Source organism: Streptomyces sp. URMC 123, from assembly GCF_051386515.1.
Taxonomy (GTDB): domain Bacteria; phylum Actinomycetota; class Actinomycetes; order Streptomycetales; family Streptomycetaceae; genus Streptomyces.
The window spans coordinates 1-19,300 of the sequence record NZ_JBPQTV010000108.1; the positions used below are offsets into that span (position 1 = coordinate 1).

The window sequence follows — 19,300 nt, forward strand, 5'->3', positions numbered from 1 at the left end:
CACCCGCCCCCACACCCGCCGCAGCAGATCCGCCCGGCTGAGCACCCGGCCCGGCTGCTCGGCCAGCGCCCGCAGCAGCGCCGCCGGCACCGGCGGCAGCCAGATCGCCTCGCCGCCGGCCAGCAGCGCGCTGCCCTGGAGGACCAGCTCGCGGCCGCCGACCCGCAGCTCGCGCCGGTCGCGGGCCGGCAGCACCTCCGTGAGCGTGCGGACCATCGAGCCCAGCCGGCCCCGGTCGGGGCAGACGGCCCGGACCCCGGCGTCCTCCAGCGGCCGGGCGCACACCGGCCCGACGCACACCGGCAGCACCCCGTCGCGCAGTGCGGCCAGCGTGTCCTCGTAGAGGCCGGCCGCGCGGGCCGCGTCCAGGAAGTACTCGATCGCCGGGGCGCTGGTGAAGGTCAGCGCGTGTATCTCGTGGCGCGCCGTCTGCTCCACCAGCCGCCGCACCGCGCCCGGGTCGTCCGGCGGCGTCCACCGGTACACCGGGACCTCGATCACCTCCGCGCCGCGCTCGCGCAGCGCCGCCGCGAAGCCGGCGAGCGGCGCGCCGTGCTCCTGCACGGCCACCCGGCTGCCGCGCAGATCGCGGGCGAGCAGCCAGGCCAGCAGCTCGTCGCACGCCTCGGACCCGGGGGAGTACGTCTCCGCCAGGCCGCTGGCCCGCACCGCGCCGGTCGCCTTGGGCCCCCGGGTGAGGACGATCGCGCCCCGGCACGCCTCGGCGAGGGCCGCCCCGTACCCCCACCCCTCGGCGGCGCTCATCCAGCCGCGCCAGCCGACCCCGGTGGTGGCCACGACGTAGTCGAGCGGGCCGGCGACGCACCGCCGCGTGGCGCGGCGCAGCGCGAGGTCGTCGCCCAGCGGGACGATCCGCATCGTGGGCGCCTCGACCACCCGCGCGCCGCGCCGTCCGAGCAGGGCGGTGAGCTCGTCGCGCCGCCGGTCGGCGGTCACCCCGATGACGAAACCGGCCAGCGGTCCCGCGCCGGCCGTGGTGCCTGTACACATGAACGCATGCTCGACCCGCCGGGTTTCGGCCGCGTTGCGCGGCCATCACGCCCGGGTTAGGGAAGCGCCGTACGAGGTTACGAAGGATGTCCTGCGGCCCACGCCGTCCGGGGCGGCGTGTGAGGACCTCGTACCGCGGGCGCAACAGGGGCGACACGGCGGCGCAATCGGCGCGGGCGAGGCTCGCTGCCATGACGTTCGCCGCCACGAGGACCGGGCCCGCCCCCGATACGGGGGCCGCCACCGACACCCACTGCCCGTACTGCTCCCTGCAGTGCGGGATGCGGCTGCGCGCCACGGGCGAGGTGGCCGGCGGCGACGGCGACAACGCGGCCGTGGGCGACACGTCCCTGGGCAACGCGTTCCCGGGCAACGCGGCCACGCACGACGCGGCCACGGGCGAGAAGCCCGTGGCCGAGCGCCCCGCCGTCGAGGTCCTGGAACGCCCCCGCTTCCCCGTGAACCTCGGCGCCCTGTGCGGCAAGGGCCGCACCGCCGGCGCCCTGCTCACCGGCGGGGCCCGGCTCACCGCCCCGCTGGTGCGCGACCGGCGCGGCGGCCCCCTGCGCGAGGCGTCCTGGGACGAGGCGCTGGACCGGGTCGCCGAGGGCCTGGCCGCGACCCGGCGGCGGCACGGCCCCGACGCGGTGGGCGTCTTCGGCGGCGGCGGTCTCACCAACGAGAAGGCGTATCTGCTGGGGAAGTTCGCCCGCGTCGTGCTGCGCACCGCGAACATCGACTACAACGGCCGGTTCTGCATGTCCTCGGCCGCGGCGGCGAACCGCAGGGCGTTCGGCCTCGACCGGGGGCTGCCGTTCCCGATGGCGGACATCGCCCGCACCGGCTGTGTGATCCTCGTGGGCGCCAACCCGGCCGAGACGATGCCGCCGGCGGTGCGCTACTTCCGGGAGCTGCGCGAGCGCGGCGGCACCCTGATTGTGGTCGACCCGCGCCGCACCCGCACCGCCGAACTGGCCGATCTGCACCTGCGGCCGCAGCCCGGCAGCGATCTCGCGCTCGCCCTCGGCCTGCTCCACCTGATCATCGCGGACGGGCACCGGGACGAGGACTTCATCGCCCGCCGCACCACCGGGTTCGAGGAGGCCCGCGCCGCCGCCATGGCGCACTGGCCCGAGCGCGTGGAGCGGATCACCGGCGTCCCGGTAGCCGAACTGCGCCGGGCCGTCGAGCTGTTCACCAGCGCGCCCGACGGCATGGTGCTCACCGCGCGCGGCCCGGAGCAGCAGAGCAAGGGCACGGACACCGTCGGCGCCTGGATCAACGTGTGTCTGGCCACCGGCCGGGCCGGCCGCCCGCTGTCCGGCTACGGCTGCCTCACCGGCCAGGGCAACGGCCAGGGCGGCCGGGAGCACGGCCAGAAGGCCGACCAGCTCCCCGGCTACCGCTCCATCGAGGACCCGGCCGCCCGCGCCCATGTCGCCGCCGTGTGGGGGGTGCGCCCCGAGGACCTGCCCGGCCCCGGGACCAGCGCGTACGAGCTGCTGGCCGGCGCCGGCCGGGACGGCGGCGTACGGGCGCTGCTGCTGATGGGCTCCAACCCGGTCGTCTCCGCGCCCCGCGCCGGCCATGTCACCGAGCGGCTGCGCGCGCTGGACTTCCTCGCCGTCGGCGACCTGGTGCTCTCCGAGACGGCGGAGCTGGCCGACGTGGTGCTGCCGGCCGCCCAGTGGGCGGAGGAGACCGGCACCCTCACCAATCTGGAGGGCCGGGTGATCCTGCGGCAGAAGGCGCTCGACCCGCCCGCCGGCGTACGCGGCGATCTGACCGTGCTGCGCGAGCTCGCCGCCCGGCTGGGAGTCGACCGGGGGTTCCCCGACGACCCCGAGGAGGTGTTCGAGGAGCTGCGCCGGGCCTCCGCCGGCGGCCAGGCGGACTACGCGGGCATCGACTACGACCGGATCAGGGCCGAGGACGGGGTGTTCTGGCCCTGCCCGGACGGCGCGCACCCGGGCACGCCCCGGCTGTTCCTGGACCGCTTCGCCACGCCCGACGGGCGGGCCCGGTTCGCCGCCGTGTCGCACCGGCCCGCGGCCGAGGAGCCGGACGCCGAGTACCCCCTGTTCCTGACCACCGGGCGGGTGCTGGCCCAGTACCAGAGCGGGGCGCAGACCCGGCGGGTGGCGGAGCTCAACCGGGCCGCGCCCGGCCCGTTCGTGGAGGTCCACCCCGTGCTGGCACGGCGGCTGGGCGTGGCCGACGGCGAGCTGCTGGCCGTCAGCAGCCGCCGCGGGCGGGCGGTGGCGCCGGCCCGGGTGACGGACACGGTGCGGCCCGACACGGTGTTCATGCCCTTCCACTGGGGCGGGGCCGGGCGGGCCAACTCGCTGACCAACCCGGCGCTCGACCCGGTGTCGCGCATGCCGGAGTTCAAGGTGTGCGCGGTCCGGGTGGAGCGGGCGGGCCCGGGGGAGGACCGATGACCCGCCGGATCGCCGTCGTCGGCGCGGGCATGGCCGCCGCCCGCTTCGCCCACACGTTCCACGCCCTGGGCGGCGACGCCGACATCACCCTCTACGGCGCCGAGCCCCGGGCCCCGTACAACCGCGTGCTGCTCGCCGAGGTGCTCACCGGCCGGTACGACGCGGCGGCCATCGCGCTGCCGCACGGCGCGGCGACGGTGCGCACCGGCGCGGAGGTGACCGCCGTGGACCCGGCCGGGCGCACCCTGCGGCTGGCGGACGGCGGCGGAGCCCGGTACGACACGCTGGTCCTGGCCACCGGCGCCGAGCCGGTGGAGCCCGAGGTGCGGGGGCTGCGCGGGCCGGACGGCGCGCGGCCGGCGGGCGTGCACACGCTGCGTACGGTCGCGGACTGCCGGCGGCTGGCCGAGGACGCCGTACGGGCCCGGCGGGCCGTGGTCGTCGGCGGCGGGGTGCTCGGGGTGAGCACGGCCCGGGCGCTGGCCGCGCTCGGGCTGCCGGTGGAGATCGCCCACCGCGCCCCGCACCTGGTCGAGCGCCATCTCGACGGGCAGGCCGCCGCGGTGCTGGGGCGTGGCCTGGCCGGTCTGGGCGTCGGGGTGCGCCTGGGCGCCGAGGCGGTCGCCCTGCGCGTCGCCGGGCCCGGCACGGTGCCCGAAGCCGGGACCGGCGCCGAAGACGGCACGGCGCCGGGCGCGGAGTCCGGCCGCGCCACCGCCCGCGTCACCGGCGTGGAGCTCGCCGACGGCCGCGCCCTCGACGCCGACCTCGTCGTCCTGGCCTGCGGCGTCCGCCCCCGTACCGCCCTCGCCCGCGCCGCCGGGCTCCCCGTCGCCACCGGGGTCGTGGTCGACGACACGCTCTCCTGCGCCCCCGGTGTGCACGCCCTCGGCGACTGCGCCGAGCACCGCGGCACCGTCCCCGGCCTGGCCGCACCCGCCTGGGAACAGGCCGACGTGCTGGCCGCCCGGCTCTCCGGCGCCGACCCCGGCGCCCGCTACGCCGGCTGGCACCCGTTCTCCCGGCTGACCGCCGGCCCCCTGGAGTACGCGGCGTTCGGCGACCCGGGCGAGGACGGCCCCGGCCTCGACGTGCTGCGCCTCGCCGACGCCACCCGCGGCTCGTACAAGAAGCTCGTCCTCCGCGGCGACCGGCTCGTCGGCGGCATCCTCCTCGGCGACCTCGCCACCGTCGGCGCCCTGACCCGGGCCTACGAGCGCGGCGACCCGCTGCCCGAAGGCCCCCTGCACCTGCTCACCGCCCAAGGAGCGACTCGATGACGACCACGGCGACCACGGCGACCACCCCCACGGCCACCGCGCCGGCCACAACGCCGGCCACAACGTCGGCCACCCCGCCGCCCGCCGCGCCGACCCGGAAGGACCTCGTCCTCGTCGGCCACGGGATGGTGGGCCAGCGCTTCCTGGAGGCGCTGTTCGAGCAGCCGGGCGCGGCGGCGCACTGGCGGGTGACCGTCCTGGCCGAGGAGAACCGCCCCGCCTACGACCGGGTCCGGCTCACCTCCTGGTTCTCCGGCACCACCGCCGAGGAACTGAACCTGTGCCCGGCGGACTTCCTCGCCCGGTACGGCGTCGAGCTGCGGCTGGGCGACCCGGCCGCCTCGATCGACCGCGCCGCCCGCCGGGTCACCACCGCCGCCGGCCACGTCCTGCCGTACGACGCGCTGGTGCTGGCCACCGGCTCGTACCCGTTCGTGCCGCCGGTGCCCGGCCACGCCGCCGAGGGCTGCCACGTCTACCGCACCCTCGACGACCTGGAGGCCATCCGCGCCGACGCGGCCGCGGCGCGGGTGGGCGCGGTGGTCGGCGGCGGGCTCCTCGGGCTGGAGGCGGCCGGCGCGCTGCGGGCCATGGGGCTGGAGACCCATGTGGTGGAGTTCGCGCCCCGGCTGATGGCGCTCCAGGTCGACGAGGGCGGCGGCGCCGTGCTCCGCCGCAAGATCGAGGACCTGGGCGTGGTGGTGCACACCGGCGCGGGCACCGAGCGGATCGACACCCACGGCGACGCCCCCGCCGACGACACCCACGACGGTGACACGCGCGCCGACGCGACCGGCCGGGTGCGCGCCATGGCCCTCTCCGACGGCACCGAACTCCCCGTGGACCTCGTGGTCTTCTCCGCCGGGGTGCGCCCCCGCGACCAGCTCGCCCGCGACTGCGGGCTGCCCGTCGGGGAGCGCGGCGGCATCGCCGTCGACGAGCGCTGCCGCACCGCCGACCCGCACATCTGGGCCATCGGCGAGTGCGCCCTGGCCGCCGACGGCCGGGTGTACGGCCTCGTCGCCCCCGGCTACGCCATGGCCGAGACCGCCGCGCTCGCCCTCGCCGGCGGCGACGCCGCGTTCACCGGCGCCGACACCTCCACCAAGCTCAAGCTGCTCGGCGTGGACGTGGCCAGCTTCGGCGACGCCCACGGCACCGCCGAGGGCTGTCTCGACGTGCTGTACTCCAACAGCCGCGAGGGCGTCTACAAGAAGCTGGTGATCGGCGCGGACGGCGCCCTGCTCGGCGGCGTCCTGGTCGGTGACACCGAGGCGTACGGCGTCCTGCGCACCCTCGCCGGCAGCGGCGCGCCCCTGTCCGCGCCGCCCGAGCAGCTCGTGCTGCCGGCCTCCGCGGACGCCCCGGCCGGCCCGGTGACGCTCCCCGACGACGCCGTCGTCTGCTCCTGCCACAACGTCACCCAGGGCGCGATCAAGGACGCCGTCCACGAGCGGGGCTGCCGCACCGTCCCCGAGGTCAAGAAGTGCACCCGGGCCGGCACCGGCTGCGGCAGCTGCGTCAAGGTCCTGGACACCCTGGTCACCGGGGAACTCGCCGCCGAGGGCGTGGAGATCGCCCGCGGGCTGTGCGAGCACTTCACCCAGACCCGGGCCGAGCTGTACGAGATCATCCGGGTCAAGGGGATCGACAGCTTCTCCCGGCTGATCGACGAGCACGGCAGCGGCGAGGGCTGCGACGTCTGCAAGCCCGTCGTCGCCTCGATCCTGGCCGGCCTCGGGGGCGGTCACATCCTGGACGGCGAGCAGGCCGCCCTCCAGGACACCAACGACCACCACCTCGCCAACCTCCAGCGCAACGGCTCGTACTCCGTCGTGCCCCGCGTCCCCGGCGGCGAGATCACCCCCGAGGGCCTGATCACCATCGGCGAGATCGCCCGCGACTTCCGCCTCTACACCAAGATCACCGGCGGGCAGCGGATCGACCTCTTCGGCGCCCGCGTGGACCAGCTCCCGCTGATCTGGAAGCGGCTGGTCGACGCCGGCTTCGAGTCCGGCCACGCCTACGGCAAGGCGCTGCGCACCGTGAAGTCCTGCGTGGGCGAGACCTGGTGCCGCTACGGGGTGCAGGACTCGGTGGCCCTCGCCATCGAACTGGAGCTGCGCTACCGGGGGCTGCGCGCCCCGCACAAGCTGAAGTCCGCGGTCTCCGGCTGCGCCCGCGAGTGCGCCGAGGCCCAGAGCAAGGACTTCGGGGTGATCGCCACCTCCGCCGGCTGGAACCTGTACGTGGGCGGCAACGGCGGCATGACCCCGCGCCACGCCGATCTGCTCGCCGCCGACCTGGACCGCGAGACGCTGATCCGCACCATCGACCGGTTCCTGATGTTCTACATCCGCACCGCCGACCGGCTGGAGCGCACCGCGCCCTGGCTGGAGCGCCTGGAGGGCGGCCTCGACCATCTGCGCGCGGTCGTCCTGGAGGACTCCCTGGGCATCTGCGCGGACCTGGACGAGCTGATGAGCCGGCACGTCGCCACCTATCGGGACGAGTGGGCCGCCACCCTGGCCGACCCCGAGCGGCTGCGCCGCTTCGTCTCCTTCGCCAACGCGCCCGACACCCCCGACCCGACGGTGCGCTTCGTCCCCGAGCGGGGTCAGATCCGCCCCGCCCGCCCCGACGAGGACGGCCTCGTCCTCGTCTCCGGCGCCGAACTGGAGGTGCGCTCCCGATGAGCGGAACGACGACCGTGGAGATCCACGACGGGACCGGCTGGCGGCCGGTCTGCGACGCGGCGGCCCTGGAGCCGGGGCGCGGGGTGGCCGTGCTGGTCGGGGAGGAGCAGGTGGCGCTCTTCCGGGACCGGTCCGGGCGGCTGTACGCCGTCGACAACCGCGATCCGTTCAGCGGCGCGCAGGTGCTGTCCCGGGGCATCCTCGGCAGCCGCGGCGAGGTGCCGGTGGTCGCCTCGCCCATGTACAAGCAGGCGTTCGACCTGCGCACCGGGGTCTGTCTGGACGAGGAGACCGCGCCCGGCGGGGGCGCGGCCGCGGTGAAGGTCTGGTCGGTCCGCGCCTGCGAGGCGGCCGCGCCGGGCACCGGCGTCGACGGGTCCGACGCCGCCCGGTCCGACGCACCCCGGACCGAGCCGGCCGGGGAGCGGCGGGGTGGGCAGCCGCGCGGCGGGCGGCGGGACATCGACGACTGGCGGCCGGAGGACACCGCCTTCTGGGAGCGGACCGGCGCCCGCGTCGCCCGCCGCAACCTCGTCCTCTCCGTGCTCTGCGAGCACATCGGCTTCTCCGTGTGGAGCCTGTGGTCGGTCCTCGTGCTCTTCCTCGGGCCGGAGTACGGCATCGACGCGGCCGGGAAGTTCCTGCTCACCGCCCTGCCCACGGCCCTGGGCGCGGTCCTGCGGCTGCCGTACACCTTCGCCGTGGCCGTCTTCGGCGGCCGCAACTGGACCGTGTTCAGCGCGCTGCTGCTGCTCGTGCCCACCGTCGCGGCCGGCGTCGTGCTCGAACCCGGCGTCTCCTACGGGACCTTGCTGGCCGTCGCCTGTGTCGCCGGCGTCGGCGGCGGCAACTTCGCCTCCTCCATGGCGAACATCAACGCCTACTACCCCCAGCGCCTCAAGGGGTGGGCGCTCGGCGTCAACGCCGGCGGCGGCAACCTCGGCGTGCCCGCCGTACAGCTCCTCGGGCTGCTCATCCTGGCCACCGCCGGCGCCGGCCACCCGAGGCTGCTGCCGCTCCTGTACATCCCGCTCATCTGCCTGGCGGCCCTCGGCGCGGCCCTGCGGATGGACAACCTCACCGCGCTGCGCAACGACAAGCGGGCCATGCGCGACGTCTGCCGCGAGCCGCACACCTGGGTCGTCTCGGCGCTCTACATCGGCACATTCGGCTCCTTCATCGGCTTCGGCTTCGCCTTCGGACAGGTGCTCCAGGTGCAGTTCCACGACCGGTTCGACACCCCGGTGAAGGCCGCCTGCCTCACCTTCCTCGGCCCGCTGCTGGGCTCGCTGGTCCGCCCGGTCGGCGGGCTGCTCGCCGACCGCTGGGGCGGCGCCCGGGTGACCATGGGGACGTTCGCGGCGATGGCGGGCGGCGCGCTGCTCGTGCTGACCGCCTCGCGGCAGGGCTCGCTGCCGCTGTTCCTCACCGGATTCGTGGCGCTCTTCCTCTTCAGCGGGGTCGGCAACGGCTCGACGTACAAGATGATTCCGGCGATCTTCCGCGCCAAGGCGGCGGCGGCCGTCGCCCGCGGGGCGGACCCGGACACGGCGGAGCGGGAGTCGCGGCGGCGGGCCTCGGCGCTGATCGGGATCGCCGGGGCGATCGGGGCGTTCGGCGGCGTCCTGGTCAACGTGGCCTTCCGGCAGTCGTTCCAGACCTCCGGCAACGGCGACGCCGCGTATCTCGCCTTCCTCATCGCCTACGCGCTGTGCCTGGTGCTGACCTGGGCGGTCTACCTCCGCCCCCGCCGCCGCACCCCCGCGCCGTAGCGGCAGGCGCGCGAACCGTACGTCCGTGCCCGGGCGGCCACTTACGCCAGCGGCTCGCGCGCGGTGATCCGCTCGTACGCCAGCTCGGCCAGCCGCGCCTGGCCGTTCCGGCTGGGGTGGAACCAGTCCCACTCGCTCAACTGCTCGCCGGTGAAGCGGTAGTCGAACACCGCCCCGCCGTCGTACCGGCAGAGCGGGTCGCGCCCGCACTCCTCCCGCAGCACGGAGTTGTACGCCACCACCCGCTCGTACACCTGCTGCCGCCGCTGGGTGGCGGCGGCGTCCATCGCGTCGGGGTCGGCGAGCATCGACGCGCAGATGCCGAGCTTCCACACCTGCTTGCCGAGCGGGTTCTGCCGGCCCTCGGACCACAGCCGCTTGAGGTCCGGGATGCTGGTCACATAGACCTGCGCCGTGGGCAGTTCGCGCCGCAGCGTGGTGAGCGCGGTCCGGAAGTCGCGGCGGAACGCGGCGACGGGGGTCATCAGGGCGGTGCTGTCCCGGCAGGCGTCGTTGGCGCCGGCCATCACCGTGACCAGCTCCGGCCGGCGCTCCGCGGTCATCGCCTCGGCCTGGCGCGGCAGATCGGCCATCCGGGCCCCGGTGCGGGCGTAGTTCCAGCTGTTGGTCTCGGGGGAGGGCAGCAGCCGGCGGGCGAGGCTGGTGACGCCGGGGCCGGTGCCGGTGGCCCAGGAGACCTCCGGGCAGTCGGCGAACACCACACAGGCGTCGAAGCCGCGGGTGATGGAGTCGCCCAGCGCGGCGATCGACCGGGGGCTGGTGTTCCAGGCGGGGGCCGGCGGGGCGGAGGTCCGCCCGCCGGCCGTGGTGCCGGGCCCGCCGGGCGACGCGCCGTCGCCGGGGGAGCCGGCCGACGTACAGCCCGTGAGCCCGCCGAGCACGGCCGCGGCCGTCAGCGCCGCGAGGGCGATCCTGCCCCGCATACGTCGTCCCCTCCCGCCGGTTCCCGTGCCCGTGCGCGTCGTCGTCATCGTTGGAAGGACGCCCGGAGCCGCCGGGTCGTTCCCCGATCGGCCCTTTTGTATGGCGTCCTCGCGGGTGAAAGGTTCCGTGTCATCCCACCTGGACCGACGGTACGTGACCCCACGGCCCCCGACGCACGGTAGCTTTTCCCCGTGGCGGTCGGGCCGTCGCGCCGTGCGGCGCGGTGTCCTGACGGCCCGTCGACCCAGAGTCCATAGTTCCGGCCGGTAAATTACATCACGTCACACGCTGTCCCTTTTGATGAGAATTACTCCCGATAGTGTTTACTACACGTAACCTCGGGAACTGGTACGGAAGTGATCGCTGGGGCAGGATGTCACGTGCTGTCCCGGGCGCGACCGGTACGGGCGCGAGGCCGCTGGGGAAGGCGAACCTTGTCCCACACTGGAGGTCCCGGTGACGACACGTGGAGTTCTGTACGTGCACTCAGCACCGCGCGCGCTGTGCCCGCACGTCGAATGGGCCATCGCGGGCGTCCTCGGCCTGCGCGTCAATCTCGACTGGATCAGACAACCCGCCTCGCCCGGCACCTGGCGGGCCGAGTTCTCCTGGCAGGGCGAACCCGGCACCGCCTCCAAGCTGGCGTCGGCGCTGCGCGGCTGGCATCTGCTGCGCTTCGAGGTGACGGCCGAACCGTGCCCCACCGCGGAGGGCGAGCGCTACAGCTCCACCCCCGAGCTGGGCATCTTTCACGCCGTCACCGGCATCCACGGCGACATCCTCATCCCCGAGGACCGGCTGCGGGCCGCGCTGCTGCGCTCCGGGCGCGGCGAGACCGACCTGGAGACCGAGATCGCCAAGCTGCTCGGCAAGCCCTGGGACGACGAGCTCGAACCGTTCCGCTACGCCGGTGAGGGCGCGCCGGTCCGCTGGCTGCACCAGGTCGTCTGACCCGCTCCCGCCCCCGCCACGACCCGCCGGGGCGCGACACGCCGGCGGAGAGAACGCCGATGGCGGGCCACCCCCGAGGGGGTGGCCCGCCATCGTTCGTGCTCGCGCGCGATCGAGAAGCGCGATCGAGGAGCGCGGGCGGCGCGCCGGGCGTCAGACCGAGCGGAACGCCAGCACCACGTTGTGACCGCCGAAGCCGAAGGAGTTGTTCAGCGCGGCGATGGTGCCCTCGGGCAGCGCGCGCGCCTCACCGCGGACGACGTCCGCGTCGGCCTCCGGGTCCAGGTTCTCGATGTTGATCGTCGGCGGGGCGATCCGGTTCTTCAGCGCCAGCACGGTCGCGACCGTCTCGACACCGCCCGCGCCACCGAGGAGGTGACCCGTCATGGACTTGGTGGCGGACAGCGCCATGTGGTCCACGTCGTCGCCGAACACCTTGCGCAGCGCCTTGATCTCCGCCACGTCGCCCTGCGGGGTCGAGGTGGCGTGCGCGTTGACGTGCGCGATCTCGGACGCCTTGAGGTCCGTGTGGTCCAGCAGGTTGCGGAGCGCGTAGGCGATGCCGTTGCCCTCCGGCTCCGGCTGGGTGATGTGGTGCGAGTCCGCGGAGATGCCCTGGCCCAGCGCCTCGGCGTAGACCTTCGCGCCGCGGCGGGCGGCGTGCTCCGCCGACTCCAGGACGATCACACCGGCGCCCTCGCCGAGGACGAAGCCGTCACGGGCCACGTCGTACGGCCGCGAGGCGCCCTGCGGGTCGTCGTTGTTCTTGGACATCGCCATCATGTTGCCGAACGCGGCGATCGGCAGCGGGTGGATCGCCGCCTCCGTGCCGCCCGCCACGACCACGTCGGCGCGGCCGGTGCGGATCATCTCGATGGCGTAGCCGATGGCCTCGGCGCCCGAGGCGCACGCGCTGACCGGGGTGTGGACGCCCGCGCGGGCGTTCACCTCCAGGCCCACGTTGGCCGAGGGGCTGTTCGGCATCAGCATCGGCACGGTGTGCGGGGACACCCGGCGGACGCCCTTCTCGCGCAGCACGTCGTACTGGTCGAGCAGGGTCGTCACACCGCCGATGCCGGAGGCGATGACCGCGCCCAGCCGCTCGGGGGCGACGGCGGCGTCCTCACCGGCCTTGGCGGTGAAGCCCGCGTCGGCCCACGCCTCCTTGGCGGCGATCAGCGCGAACTGGGCGGAGCGGTCGAGCTTCCGCGCCAGCGGACGAGGAAGGATCTCCGAGGGGTCGACGGCGATCTGCGCCGCGATCCGTACCGGAAGCTGCTCGGCCCACTCCTGCTGGAGGGGACCGACGCCGGAACGACCCGCGAGCAGACCCTCCCAGGTCGAAGCGGTGTCGCCACCCAGCGGTGTGGTTGCGCCGATACCGGTGACGACCACGGTGCGATTGGTCGCGTTCACAGGAATTCTTTCTCCACGTGTCGAGAGGTCCGAATCGACGGCGCCACCGCGGGGTGGCGACAGACATCCGGCTGGATCAGTCCTGGTGCTTCAGGATGTAGTCGACGGCGTCGCCCACGGTCTTCAGGGTCTTGACGTCCTCGTCGGGGATCTTCACATCGAAGCGCTCCTCGGCGGCGACGACGACCTCGACCATGGAGAGCGAGTCGACATCGAGGTCGTCGGTGAAGGACTTCTCCTCCTTGACGTCCTCGGTCGGGATGCCGGCGATCTCGTTGACGATCTCGGCGAGACCCTCGACGATGTCTTCCTTCGTGGCGGCCATGACGGCGCTCCTTCGGTGTGTATCGGTGGTAAGCACGGCGCCGAAGAGCTCCGGGCCGTGTAGATCTTGACTAGGGGAGGGTAACGACCGTCGCGGCGTAGACGAGACCCGCCCCGAAGCCGATGACGAGCGCGGTGTCACCGCTCTTCGCCCGCCCGGTCGCCAACAGCCGCTCCATGGCGAGCGGAATCGAGGCGGCCGAGGTGTTGCCGGTGGTCTCCACGTCCCGCGCGACCACGACATGCTCCGGCAGCTTGAGAGTCTTCACCATCGAGTCGATGATCCGCACATTGGCCTGGTGCGGAATGAAGACATCCAGGTCATCCACGGAGATTCCGGCCGCGTCCAGCGCCTGCTGGGCCACCTTCGCCATCTCGAACACCGCCCAGCGGAAGACCGTCTGGCCCTCCTGGGTGATCGCCGGGTAGCGGATGTCGGAGATGTCCGTGCGATCGCGGTAGACGTCCCAGGGCAGGGTCTGCTTGATCGTCTCCGCCTTGTCGCCCTCCGAGCCCCACACCGTGGGACCCATGGCGGGCTCCTTGGCCGGGCCGACGATGACCGCTCCCGCGCCGTCACCGAAGAGGAACGCCGTCGCCCGGTCCTCCAGGTCGGTCAGGTCGGAGAGCCGCTCCACGCCCACGACCAGCACGTACTCCGCGCTGCCGTCCGTGACCATGCCCTTGGCCAGGGTCAGGCCGTAGGTGAAGCCCGCACAGCCGGCGGAGATGTCGAACGCGGCCGGCTTGCCCGCGCCCAGCCGGTGCGCGATCTCCGTCGCGACCGCGGGGGTCTGCTTGAAGTGCGACACGGTGGCGATGATCACGGCGCCGATCTGCTCGGCGGAGATCCCGGCGTCCGCGATGGCCTTGCCCGCCGCCTCCAGCGACATCTCGGCGACGGTCTCGTCCGGCCCCGCCCAGTGGCGGGTGGAGATGCCGGACCGCGAGCGAATCCACTCGTCGGAGGAGTCGATCGTCTCGAGGATCACCTCGTTGGGCACCACCCGGGTCGGCCGGTAGCCGCCGACGCCGACGATGCGCGCATACGGGGCGCCCTTACTGGGCTTGATCTTCGACATGCTCTCTCGGGCTCCTTGTCAGGCCGTGGTCGCGTACTCGGCGATGAGCGCGCCGGCCGCGTCCAGGTCCTCGGGGGTCTTGAGCGCCAGGGTCCGCACGCCCGGCAGGGCGCGCTTGGCCAGGCCGGTGAGGGTGCCGCCCGGGCACACCTCCAGCAGCGCGGTGACCCCGAGCTCCTTGAAGGTGTCCATGCACAGGTCCCAGCGGACCGGGTTGGCCACCTGGCCCACCAGCCGCCGCACGACCTCCACGCCCTCCGTCACCACCGCGCCGTCGCGGTTGGAGACATAGCGGGTGTGCGGATCGGCCACCGTGAGCTCCGCCGCGGCGGACTCCAGCACCGACACCGCCGGGGCCATGTGGTGCGTGTGGAACGCGCCGGCCACCTTCAGTGGCACCACCCGGCGGGTGCCCTCCGGCTTGTCCTCGGCCAGCGCGGCGAGCTGCTCGGCGGTGCCCGCGGCCACGATCTGGCCGGCGCCGTTCACATTCGCCGGGGTCAGGCCCAGCCGCTCCAGGTGCGGCAGCACGACCTCGGCCTCGCCGCCCAGCAGGGCGGACATCCCGGTCTCGGTGACCGACGCCGCCTGCGCCATCGCCAGGCCGCGCCGGCGGACGAGCCCCATCGCGGTCGTCTCGTCCAGCACGCCCGTCAGCGCGGCCGCCGCCAGCTCGCCCACGCTGTGGCCGGCGGCGGCGCCCACCCGGGTCGAGAAGTCCTCGGCCGTGGGGAGGAGCTGCCGCGCCGACACCAGGGCCGCCGCCACCAGCAGCGGCTGGGCGACGGCGGTGTCGCGGATCTCGTCCGCGTCGGCGTTCGTGCCGTAGTGGACCAGGTCCAGGTCGATGTCCGCAGACCATTCACGGAGCCGGTCCTCGACACCGGGAAGGTCGAGCCAGGGGGTCAGGAAGCCGGGGGTCTGGGAGCCCTGGCCGGGAGCGACGAGTACGAGCACTCTCACACTCTCTCTTGTGGACGGGTCAGGTCGCCCGTGGGGACAGGGACCAAGAACCGTCGGGGGAATTGTGGGTGTCCGACAAAAGACTAGAGTTGCCGGTCCGCGTCGGCGAGACGGCCCAGGATCAGGGCGATACGCAAGGTGAACGCGGACCGTACATCCGACGGCGACCAGCCGGTGACATCGGTCACACGTCGCAGCCGGTAGCGGACGGTGTTGGGGTGCACGAACAACATCCGGGCCGCCCCCTCCAGGCTGCTCGCCTGCTCCAGGTAGACGCTGAGCGTCTCCAGCAGCGCCGAGCCGGCCTCCTCCAGCGGTCTGTAGATCTCCTCCACCAGCTGCTCACGAGCGGCCGTGTCGCCCGCCATCGCGCGCTCGGGCAGCAGGTCGTCGGCCAGCACCGGACGGGGGGCGTCCGGCCAGGCCGTGCACGCCTTGAGGCCGGCCGCGGCGGCGTGCGCCGACCGGGTCGCCGACAGCAGATCGCCCACCACGGGGCCCGCCACCACCGGGCCGGCCGCGAACGGCCCGATCAGCGCCTTCGCCGCCCGGATCGGATCGTTGCTGCCGCCCGCGATCACCACCAGCCGGGCGCCGAGCACCCCGGTGAGCACCTGCAGCTTGGCGTGCCGGGCCGCCCGGCGGATCGCCTCCACGGTCAGCTCGCTGTCCCCGTCCGGCGCGGTGCCCAGCACCACGCACACGTGCTCCGGGGAGTTCCAGCCCAGCGCGGCCGCGCGCGACAGGGCGCCCTCGTCCGCCTCGCCGGACAGCACCGCGTTGACCACCAGCGACTCCAGCCGCGCGTCCCAGGCGCCGCGGGCCTCGGCGGCCTGCGCGTACACCTGGGCGGTGGCGAACGCGATCTCCCGGGCGTAGATCAGCAGCGCCTCGCGCAGCGCGGACTCGTCGCCCGGGGCGGCCACCTCGTCGATGGCCGACTCCATCACCTCGATGGTCGTCCGGACCATCTCCACCGTCTGGCGCAGGGTGATCGCCCGGGTCAGCTCGCGCGGCGCGGTTCCGAACACGTCCGTGCTGATGGCCTGGGGGGCGTCCGGGTGCCGGAACCACTCCGTGAAGGCCGCGATGCCGGCCTGGGCCACCAGCCCGATCCAGGACCGGTTCTCCGGCGGCATCGCCCGGTACCACGGGAGCGTCTCGTCCATGCGGGCGATCGCGTTCGCGGCGAGCCGTCCCGAGGACTTCTCCAGCCGGCGCAGCGTGGCGGTGTGCGGGTGCGCGGGGGGCGGCGTGGGCTTCGATCCGGAATCAGGCACGGGACAAGCCTGCCTTATTCGCGGGGTTCCGCTGGACATGGGGCCCCCACGGGGGGTTTTCCGGGGCCCGCGGGGGCCGGGGCGCCCGCTGCTCGGCGGTGAGCCGTGAGGGGCGCCCGGTCCGGTCGTACGGGGTCTACGCGGCGGGGCGGAGCTCCGCGAGCACCGCGTCGGTCAGCGCGGGCCACGCCTCCACGGCCCACGGCCCGAACGCCCGGTCCGCGAGGGCCACGCACGCCGCCCCCGCCTCCGGGTCCACCCACAGGAACGTTCCGGACTGCCCGAAGTGCCCGAACGTACGGGGCGAGGAGGCCGCGCCCGTCCAGTGCGGGGCCTTGCCGTCGCGGATCTCGAAGCCCAGGCCCCAGTCGTTCGGCCGCTGGTGCCCGTACCCCGGCAGCACCCCGGAGAGCCCCGGGTACGCCACCGCCGTCGCCTCGGCGAGCGTCTCGCGCGCCAGCAGCCGCGGCGCCTGCACCTCGGCGGCGAACCGCGCCAGGTCGTCCACCGTGGAGATGCCGTCCTTCGCCGGCGAGCCGGCCAGCTCCGTCGCGGTCATGCCCAGCGGCTCCAGCACCGCCTGCCGCAGGTACTCGGCGAACGGGATGTCCGCCGCCTTGGCGATGTGGTCGCCCAGCACCTCGAACCCGGCGTTGGAGTACAGCCGCCGCGTCCCCGGCTCCGCCATCACCCGGTGCTCGTCGAAGGCGAGCCCGGAGGTGTGCGCGAGGAGATGGCGCACCGTGGAGCCCTCCGGCCCGGCCGGCTCGTCGAGCTCGACCGCGCCCTCCTCGATCGCGATCAACGCGGCGTACGCGGCGAGCGGCTTGGTGACCGACGCGAGCGGGAAGCGGTGGGCGGTGGGCCCGTACGACCCGGCCACCGTGCCGTCGGCCCGTACGACGGCCGCCGCCGCGGTCGGCACCGGCCAGTTCTCGATCATCCGCAGGCTCTGCATGCGACGAGCGTAACCCGGCGCGGGGGCCGGGCCCCGGGCCGGCGTCCGGCCCGGACCAGGGGGGCGCTTGCTTGGAGTGCGCTCCAACTCTCTAGCGTGGGCAGGGTCACTGGCGGACGAGGGACGAAGGCGAAGGTGACGCATGACCGTGATCGAGACTGCTCCGCTCGGGCTCCGGCCCCGCCGGCGCGGGCCGGCTCCGGAGAGCGTGGAGAGCCCGACCCCGGCGGCCCCCGGGGAACGGGCCCCCGCCGAGCCCTCCGGCCGCCCCGCGAAGTGCCGGACCGCCGCGCCCGGCGAGGGGAACCACCCCCGCCCCACCGGCCGGGACCGCTACACGATCAGCGAGGTCGCCGCGCACACCGGGATGACCGCGCACACGCTGCGCTGGTACGAGCGGATCGGCCTGATGCCGCACGTCGACCGCTCGCACACCGGCCAGCGCCGCTACACCAACCGCGATCTGGACTGGCTGGCGTTCGTCGCCAAGCTGCGGCTCACCGGCATGCCGGTCGCCGACATGGTCCGCTACGCCGAGTACGTACGGCTGGGCGAGGACACCTTCGAGGAGCGCAAGCGGCTGCTGCACGCGCACCGGGAGGACGTCCGCAACCGGATCGCGGAGCTGCGCGAGACGCTCGCCGTCCTCGACTACAAGATCGAGATCTATGGGGGCCAGGTCCCGGCGCCGGAGGGCGTCGCGGCCGGGTGAGCCCCGGCGGTCCGGGCGGCGGGCGCCGGGTCGCCGGTCAGGCGACGAGGTCGTGGGTGCACCGCTGGGCGCCGGGCGCCGCGTCGGAGGCGCAGGGGACGGCGGCGTAGCGCCCGAGGGCGATGGCGGCGAAGCCGCGCAGCGACTCCGTGCCGGGGGCGAGGTAGCCGGTGTGGCCCCGGGCGCGGTCCGCGGAGACGACGCGGGCGCCGAAGTCGGGGTCGGTGGGGTCGGCGCCGTGGCCGAGGCCGAGGAAGCGGACGTTGGGCACGTGCCGAATCCAGTCGTCGGCGTCGCGGGCGGCCCAGAGCCGGGCGCCGGTGCGCAGCTCGGAGGCGCGGTCGGCGTGCATGCCGGGGGAGCCGAAGACGACGAGGTCACCGGCCTCGGCGGCGCTCAGCTTCGGGGCGGCGAGGCCGCAGACGACGGAGCCGTAGCTGTGGCAGAAGACGGTGGGCGCGGCCGCGGTGCCGGTACGGGTGGCGGCGAGGCCGGCGAGGAAGCGCTCCAGGCGCGGGGCGCCGGCCTCGGCGAGCCGGCCGGTGGCGGCGTCGGGGCCGAGGCCGACGGGGGTGGTGTAGCCGACCCAGGCGATGACGGCGGTCTCGACGCCGGGGGCCTGACGGGACATCTCGGCCCGCAGCGAGCGGGCCATGCCGGCGGGGGTGCCCTCCGGCTTGTCCGCGCGGTCGAAGGTGGCCAGGTCGATGTCGGAGCCCGGCACGACGACGGCGACCTTGCGGGCGCTGGCGAGGTCGCCGTGGATCTCGGCGATCTGGCCGCGGCCGCGCGGGTCGAAGGCGAGGAACTGGCGCCCGGGGGCGAGGAGACGGGCGTAGCGGTCGGCGAGGGCGCGGGCCTGAGCCCGGCCGCCGGCGGTGACGTCGGGGTCGGCGGCGCGGGCCGCCTCCCGGTCCCGCTCGGCGGCGATGGCACGGGCGTTGGCGGCGACGCGCAGGGCGGTGGGGACGCCGTCGAGGTTGCCGAGGACGAGGGGGTGGCGCTCCAGGAGCTGCTGCCGCCGGTCCTCGGGGAGGGTGGCGAAGAAGCGGGAGACGTCGGCGGGGTCGGCGGTGGCGGGGTCGGGGAGCCGCGCGCCGGCGGTGTCGTCGGCCCGCCAGGCGGCGGCGCCGGGCGGCGGCCCGGTGACGGCGGTCTGCTCGGCACCGGCCACCCAGCCGGCGGTGCCGGAGACGATCGCCGCCATGAGGACGGCGGCGATGGCGGTGCGCTTGAGGCGCGGCATGGGCGGTCTCCCTCTTCCGTGCCACCGCCCCGAAAGGGGCCCGGCGGCGTCTGGCGAGGGAAACGTAGGTGGGGGCGGGGTGACCGAACGTCACCCCGAGGAGCCAACCGGAAGGTCATACCCCAGTAGGGGGTCGATCAGCGCGCCGGCCCGGCCCGGGCCGGGCTAGACGCGGCTCTCCGCGGGCAAGGCGCCGGCGGCGGTGGGGGGTTCGGCTCGGGGC

The 19,300-nt window shown here is 74.8% G+C and carries 15 protein-coding genes and 1 pseudogene; 7 read left to right on the forward strand and 9 right to left on the reverse strand.

Translation table 11 applies throughout. From position 1 onward, the window contains the following. On the reverse strand, positions 1-1,011 hold a 1,011-nt coding region (locus ACSNOD_RS15110), incomplete at its 3' end, for a uroporphyrinogen-III synthase (RefSeq protein WP_436767431.1). A gap of 191 nt (positions 1,012-1,202) precedes the next feature. On the opposite strand from ACSNOD_RS15110, the gene ACSNOD_RS15115 reads away from it, so the two are divergent. The 5 genes and pseudogenes from ACSNOD_RS15115 to ACSNOD_RS15135 all read left to right on the forward strand — a co-directional run bounded on the left by ACSNOD_RS15115 (position 1,203) and on the right by ACSNOD_RS15135 (position 9,200). Further along, positions 1,203-3,452, forward strand: coding sequence for a molybdopterin oxidoreductase family protein (locus ACSNOD_RS15115; RefSeq protein WP_436767432.1), 2,250 nt, complete (start codon positions 1,203-1,205; stop codon positions 3,450-3,452). Continuing rightward, complete coding sequence (locus tag ACSNOD_RS15120) at positions 3,449-4,732, forward strand: NAD(P)/FAD-dependent oxidoreductase (protein WP_436767433.1); 1,284 nt, start codon at positions 3,449-3,451, stop codon at positions 4,730-4,732. Before ACSNOD_RS15115 ends, ACSNOD_RS15120 begins: the two co-directional genes overlap by 4 nt. Next, entirely contained in the window at positions 4,729-7,428 is a 2,700-nt protein-coding gene (gene nirB / locus ACSNOD_RS15125; protein ID WP_436767434.1) for a nitrite reductase large subunit NirB, read from the forward strand. Before ACSNOD_RS15120 ends, nirB begins: the two co-directional genes overlap by 4 nt. Continuing rightward, positions 7,425-7,709, forward strand: a pseudogene (gene nirD / locus ACSNOD_RS15130) (nitrite reductase small subunit NirD); the annotation flags it as partial. The gene nirB and the pseudogene nirD, both read left to right, overlap by 4 nt. Positions 7,710-7,889: 180 nt before the next feature. Beyond that, positions 7,890-9,200, forward strand: a complete 1,311-nt coding sequence (locus ACSNOD_RS15135) for a nitrate/nitrite transporter (protein ID WP_436767445.1) — start codon at positions 7,890-7,892, stop codon at positions 9,198-9,200. Positions 9,201-9,241: 41 nt separating this feature from the next. Here ACSNOD_RS15135 and ACSNOD_RS15140 read toward each other — a convergent pair whose 3' ends face one another. Beyond that, positions 9,242-10,144, reverse strand: a complete 903-nt coding sequence (locus ACSNOD_RS15140; RefSeq protein ID WP_436767435.1) for an SGNH/GDSL hydrolase family protein — start codon at positions 10,142-10,144, stop codon at positions 9,242-9,244. A 457-nt stretch (positions 10,145-10,601) separates the two neighbouring features. Here ACSNOD_RS15140 and ACSNOD_RS15145 point away from each other — a divergent pair, with 457 nt between their 5' ends. Continuing rightward, positions 10,602-11,096 carry a DUF3145 domain-containing protein gene (locus tag ACSNOD_RS15145; protein ID WP_436767436.1) on the forward strand — a complete coding sequence of 165 codons (495 nt, stop codon included), beginning with the start codon at positions 10,602-10,604 and terminating at the stop codon, positions 11,094-11,096. Between the two features lie 153 nt (positions 11,097-11,249). Here the strand turns inward: ACSNOD_RS15145 and fabF are convergent, their stop codons facing one another. The 6 genes from fabF to ACSNOD_RS15175 all read right to left on the reverse strand — a co-directional run bounded on the left by fabF (position 11,250) and on the right by ACSNOD_RS15175 (position 17,119). Continuing rightward, positions 11,250-12,512: a beta-ketoacyl-ACP synthase II gene (gene fabF, locus ACSNOD_RS15150; RefSeq protein WP_436767437.1), complete on the reverse strand. Its 1,263-nt coding sequence runs from the start codon at positions 12,510-12,512 to the stop codon at positions 11,250-11,252. Between the two features lie 76 nt (positions 12,513-12,588). Continuing rightward, the gene (locus tag ACSNOD_RS15155; RefSeq protein ID WP_436767438.1) at positions 12,589-12,837 is read right to left on the reverse strand and encodes an acyl carrier protein; all 249 of its coding nucleotides are present in this window, start codon (positions 12,835-12,837) and stop codon (positions 12,589-12,591) included. A gap of 70 nt (positions 12,838-12,907) precedes the next feature. Next, positions 12,908-13,918 carry a ketoacyl-ACP synthase III gene (locus ACSNOD_RS15160; protein WP_436767439.1) on the reverse strand — a complete coding sequence of 337 codons (1,011 nt, stop codon included), beginning with the start codon at positions 13,916-13,918 and terminating at the stop codon, positions 12,908-12,910. Positions 13,919-13,936: 18 nt separating this feature from the next. Beyond that, positions 13,937-14,875: an ACP S-malonyltransferase gene (locus ACSNOD_RS15165; protein WP_436767440.1), complete on the reverse strand. Its 939-nt coding sequence runs from the start codon at positions 14,873-14,875 to the stop codon at positions 13,937-13,939. An 89-nt stretch (positions 14,876-14,964) separates the two neighbouring features. Then, a complete protein-coding gene (locus ACSNOD_RS15170) occupies positions 14,965-16,161 on the reverse strand; it encodes a PucR family transcriptional regulator (RefSeq protein ID WP_436767441.1) in 1,197 nt (398 codons plus the stop codon). 136 nt (positions 16,162-16,297) lie between these two features. Further along, the gene (locus tag ACSNOD_RS15175; protein ID WP_436767442.1) at positions 16,298-17,119 is read right to left on the reverse strand and encodes a serine hydrolase domain-containing protein; all 822 of its coding nucleotides are present in this window, start codon (positions 17,117-17,119) and stop codon (positions 16,298-16,300) included. 142 nt (positions 17,120-17,261) lie between these two features. Between ACSNOD_RS15175 and ACSNOD_RS15180 the strand changes: the two genes are divergently transcribed. Continuing rightward, positions 17,262-17,831, forward strand: coding sequence for a MerR family transcriptional regulator (locus ACSNOD_RS15180; protein WP_436767443.1), 570 nt, complete (start codon positions 17,262-17,264; stop codon positions 17,829-17,831). A 37-nt stretch (positions 17,832-17,868) separates the two neighbouring features. Here the strand turns inward: ACSNOD_RS15180 and ACSNOD_RS15185 are convergent, their stop codons facing one another. Continuing rightward, positions 17,869-19,077, reverse strand: a complete 1,209-nt coding sequence (locus ACSNOD_RS15185) for an alpha/beta hydrolase (protein ID WP_436767444.1) — start codon at positions 19,075-19,077, stop codon at positions 17,869-17,871. Between the last annotated feature and the right edge of the window lie 223 nt (positions 19,078-19,300).

Bases quoted from the DNA above. Each gene is read 5' to 3' on its own strand.
- nirB (WP_436767434.1), top strand. From the start codon at position 4,729: ATGACGACCACGGCGACCACGGCGACCACCCCCACGGCCACCGCGCCG.
- ACSNOD_RS15120 (WP_436767433.1), top strand. From the start codon at position 3,449: ATGACCCGCCGGATCGCCGTCGTCGGCGCGGGCATGGCCGCCGCCCGC.
- ACSNOD_RS15155 (WP_436767438.1), bottom strand. From the start codon at position 12,837: ATGGCCGCCACGAAGGAAGACATCGTCGAGGGTCTCGCCGAGATCGTC.
- ACSNOD_RS15140 (WP_436767435.1), bottom strand. From the start codon at position 10,144: ATGCGGGGCAGGATCGCCCTCGCGGCGCTGACGGCCGCGGCCGTGCTC.
- ACSNOD_RS15180 (WP_436767443.1), top strand. From the start codon at position 17,262: ATGACCGTGATCGAGACTGCTCCGCTCGGGCTCCGGCCCCGCCGGCGC.
- ACSNOD_RS15115 (WP_436767432.1), top strand. From the start codon at position 1,203: ATGACGTTCGCCGCCACGAGGACCGGGCCCGCCCCCGATACGGGGGCC.
- ACSNOD_RS15160 (WP_436767439.1), bottom strand. From the start codon at position 13,918: ATGTCGAAGATCAAGCCCAGTAAGGGCGCCCCGTATGCGCGCATCGTC.
- ACSNOD_RS15185 (WP_436767444.1), bottom strand. From the start codon at position 19,077: ATGCCGCGCCTCAAGCGCACCGCCATCGCCGCCGTCCTCATGGCGGCG.
- ACSNOD_RS15175 (WP_436767442.1), bottom strand. From the start codon at position 17,119: ATGCAGAGCCTGCGGATGATCGAGAACTGGCCGGTGCCGACCGCGGCG.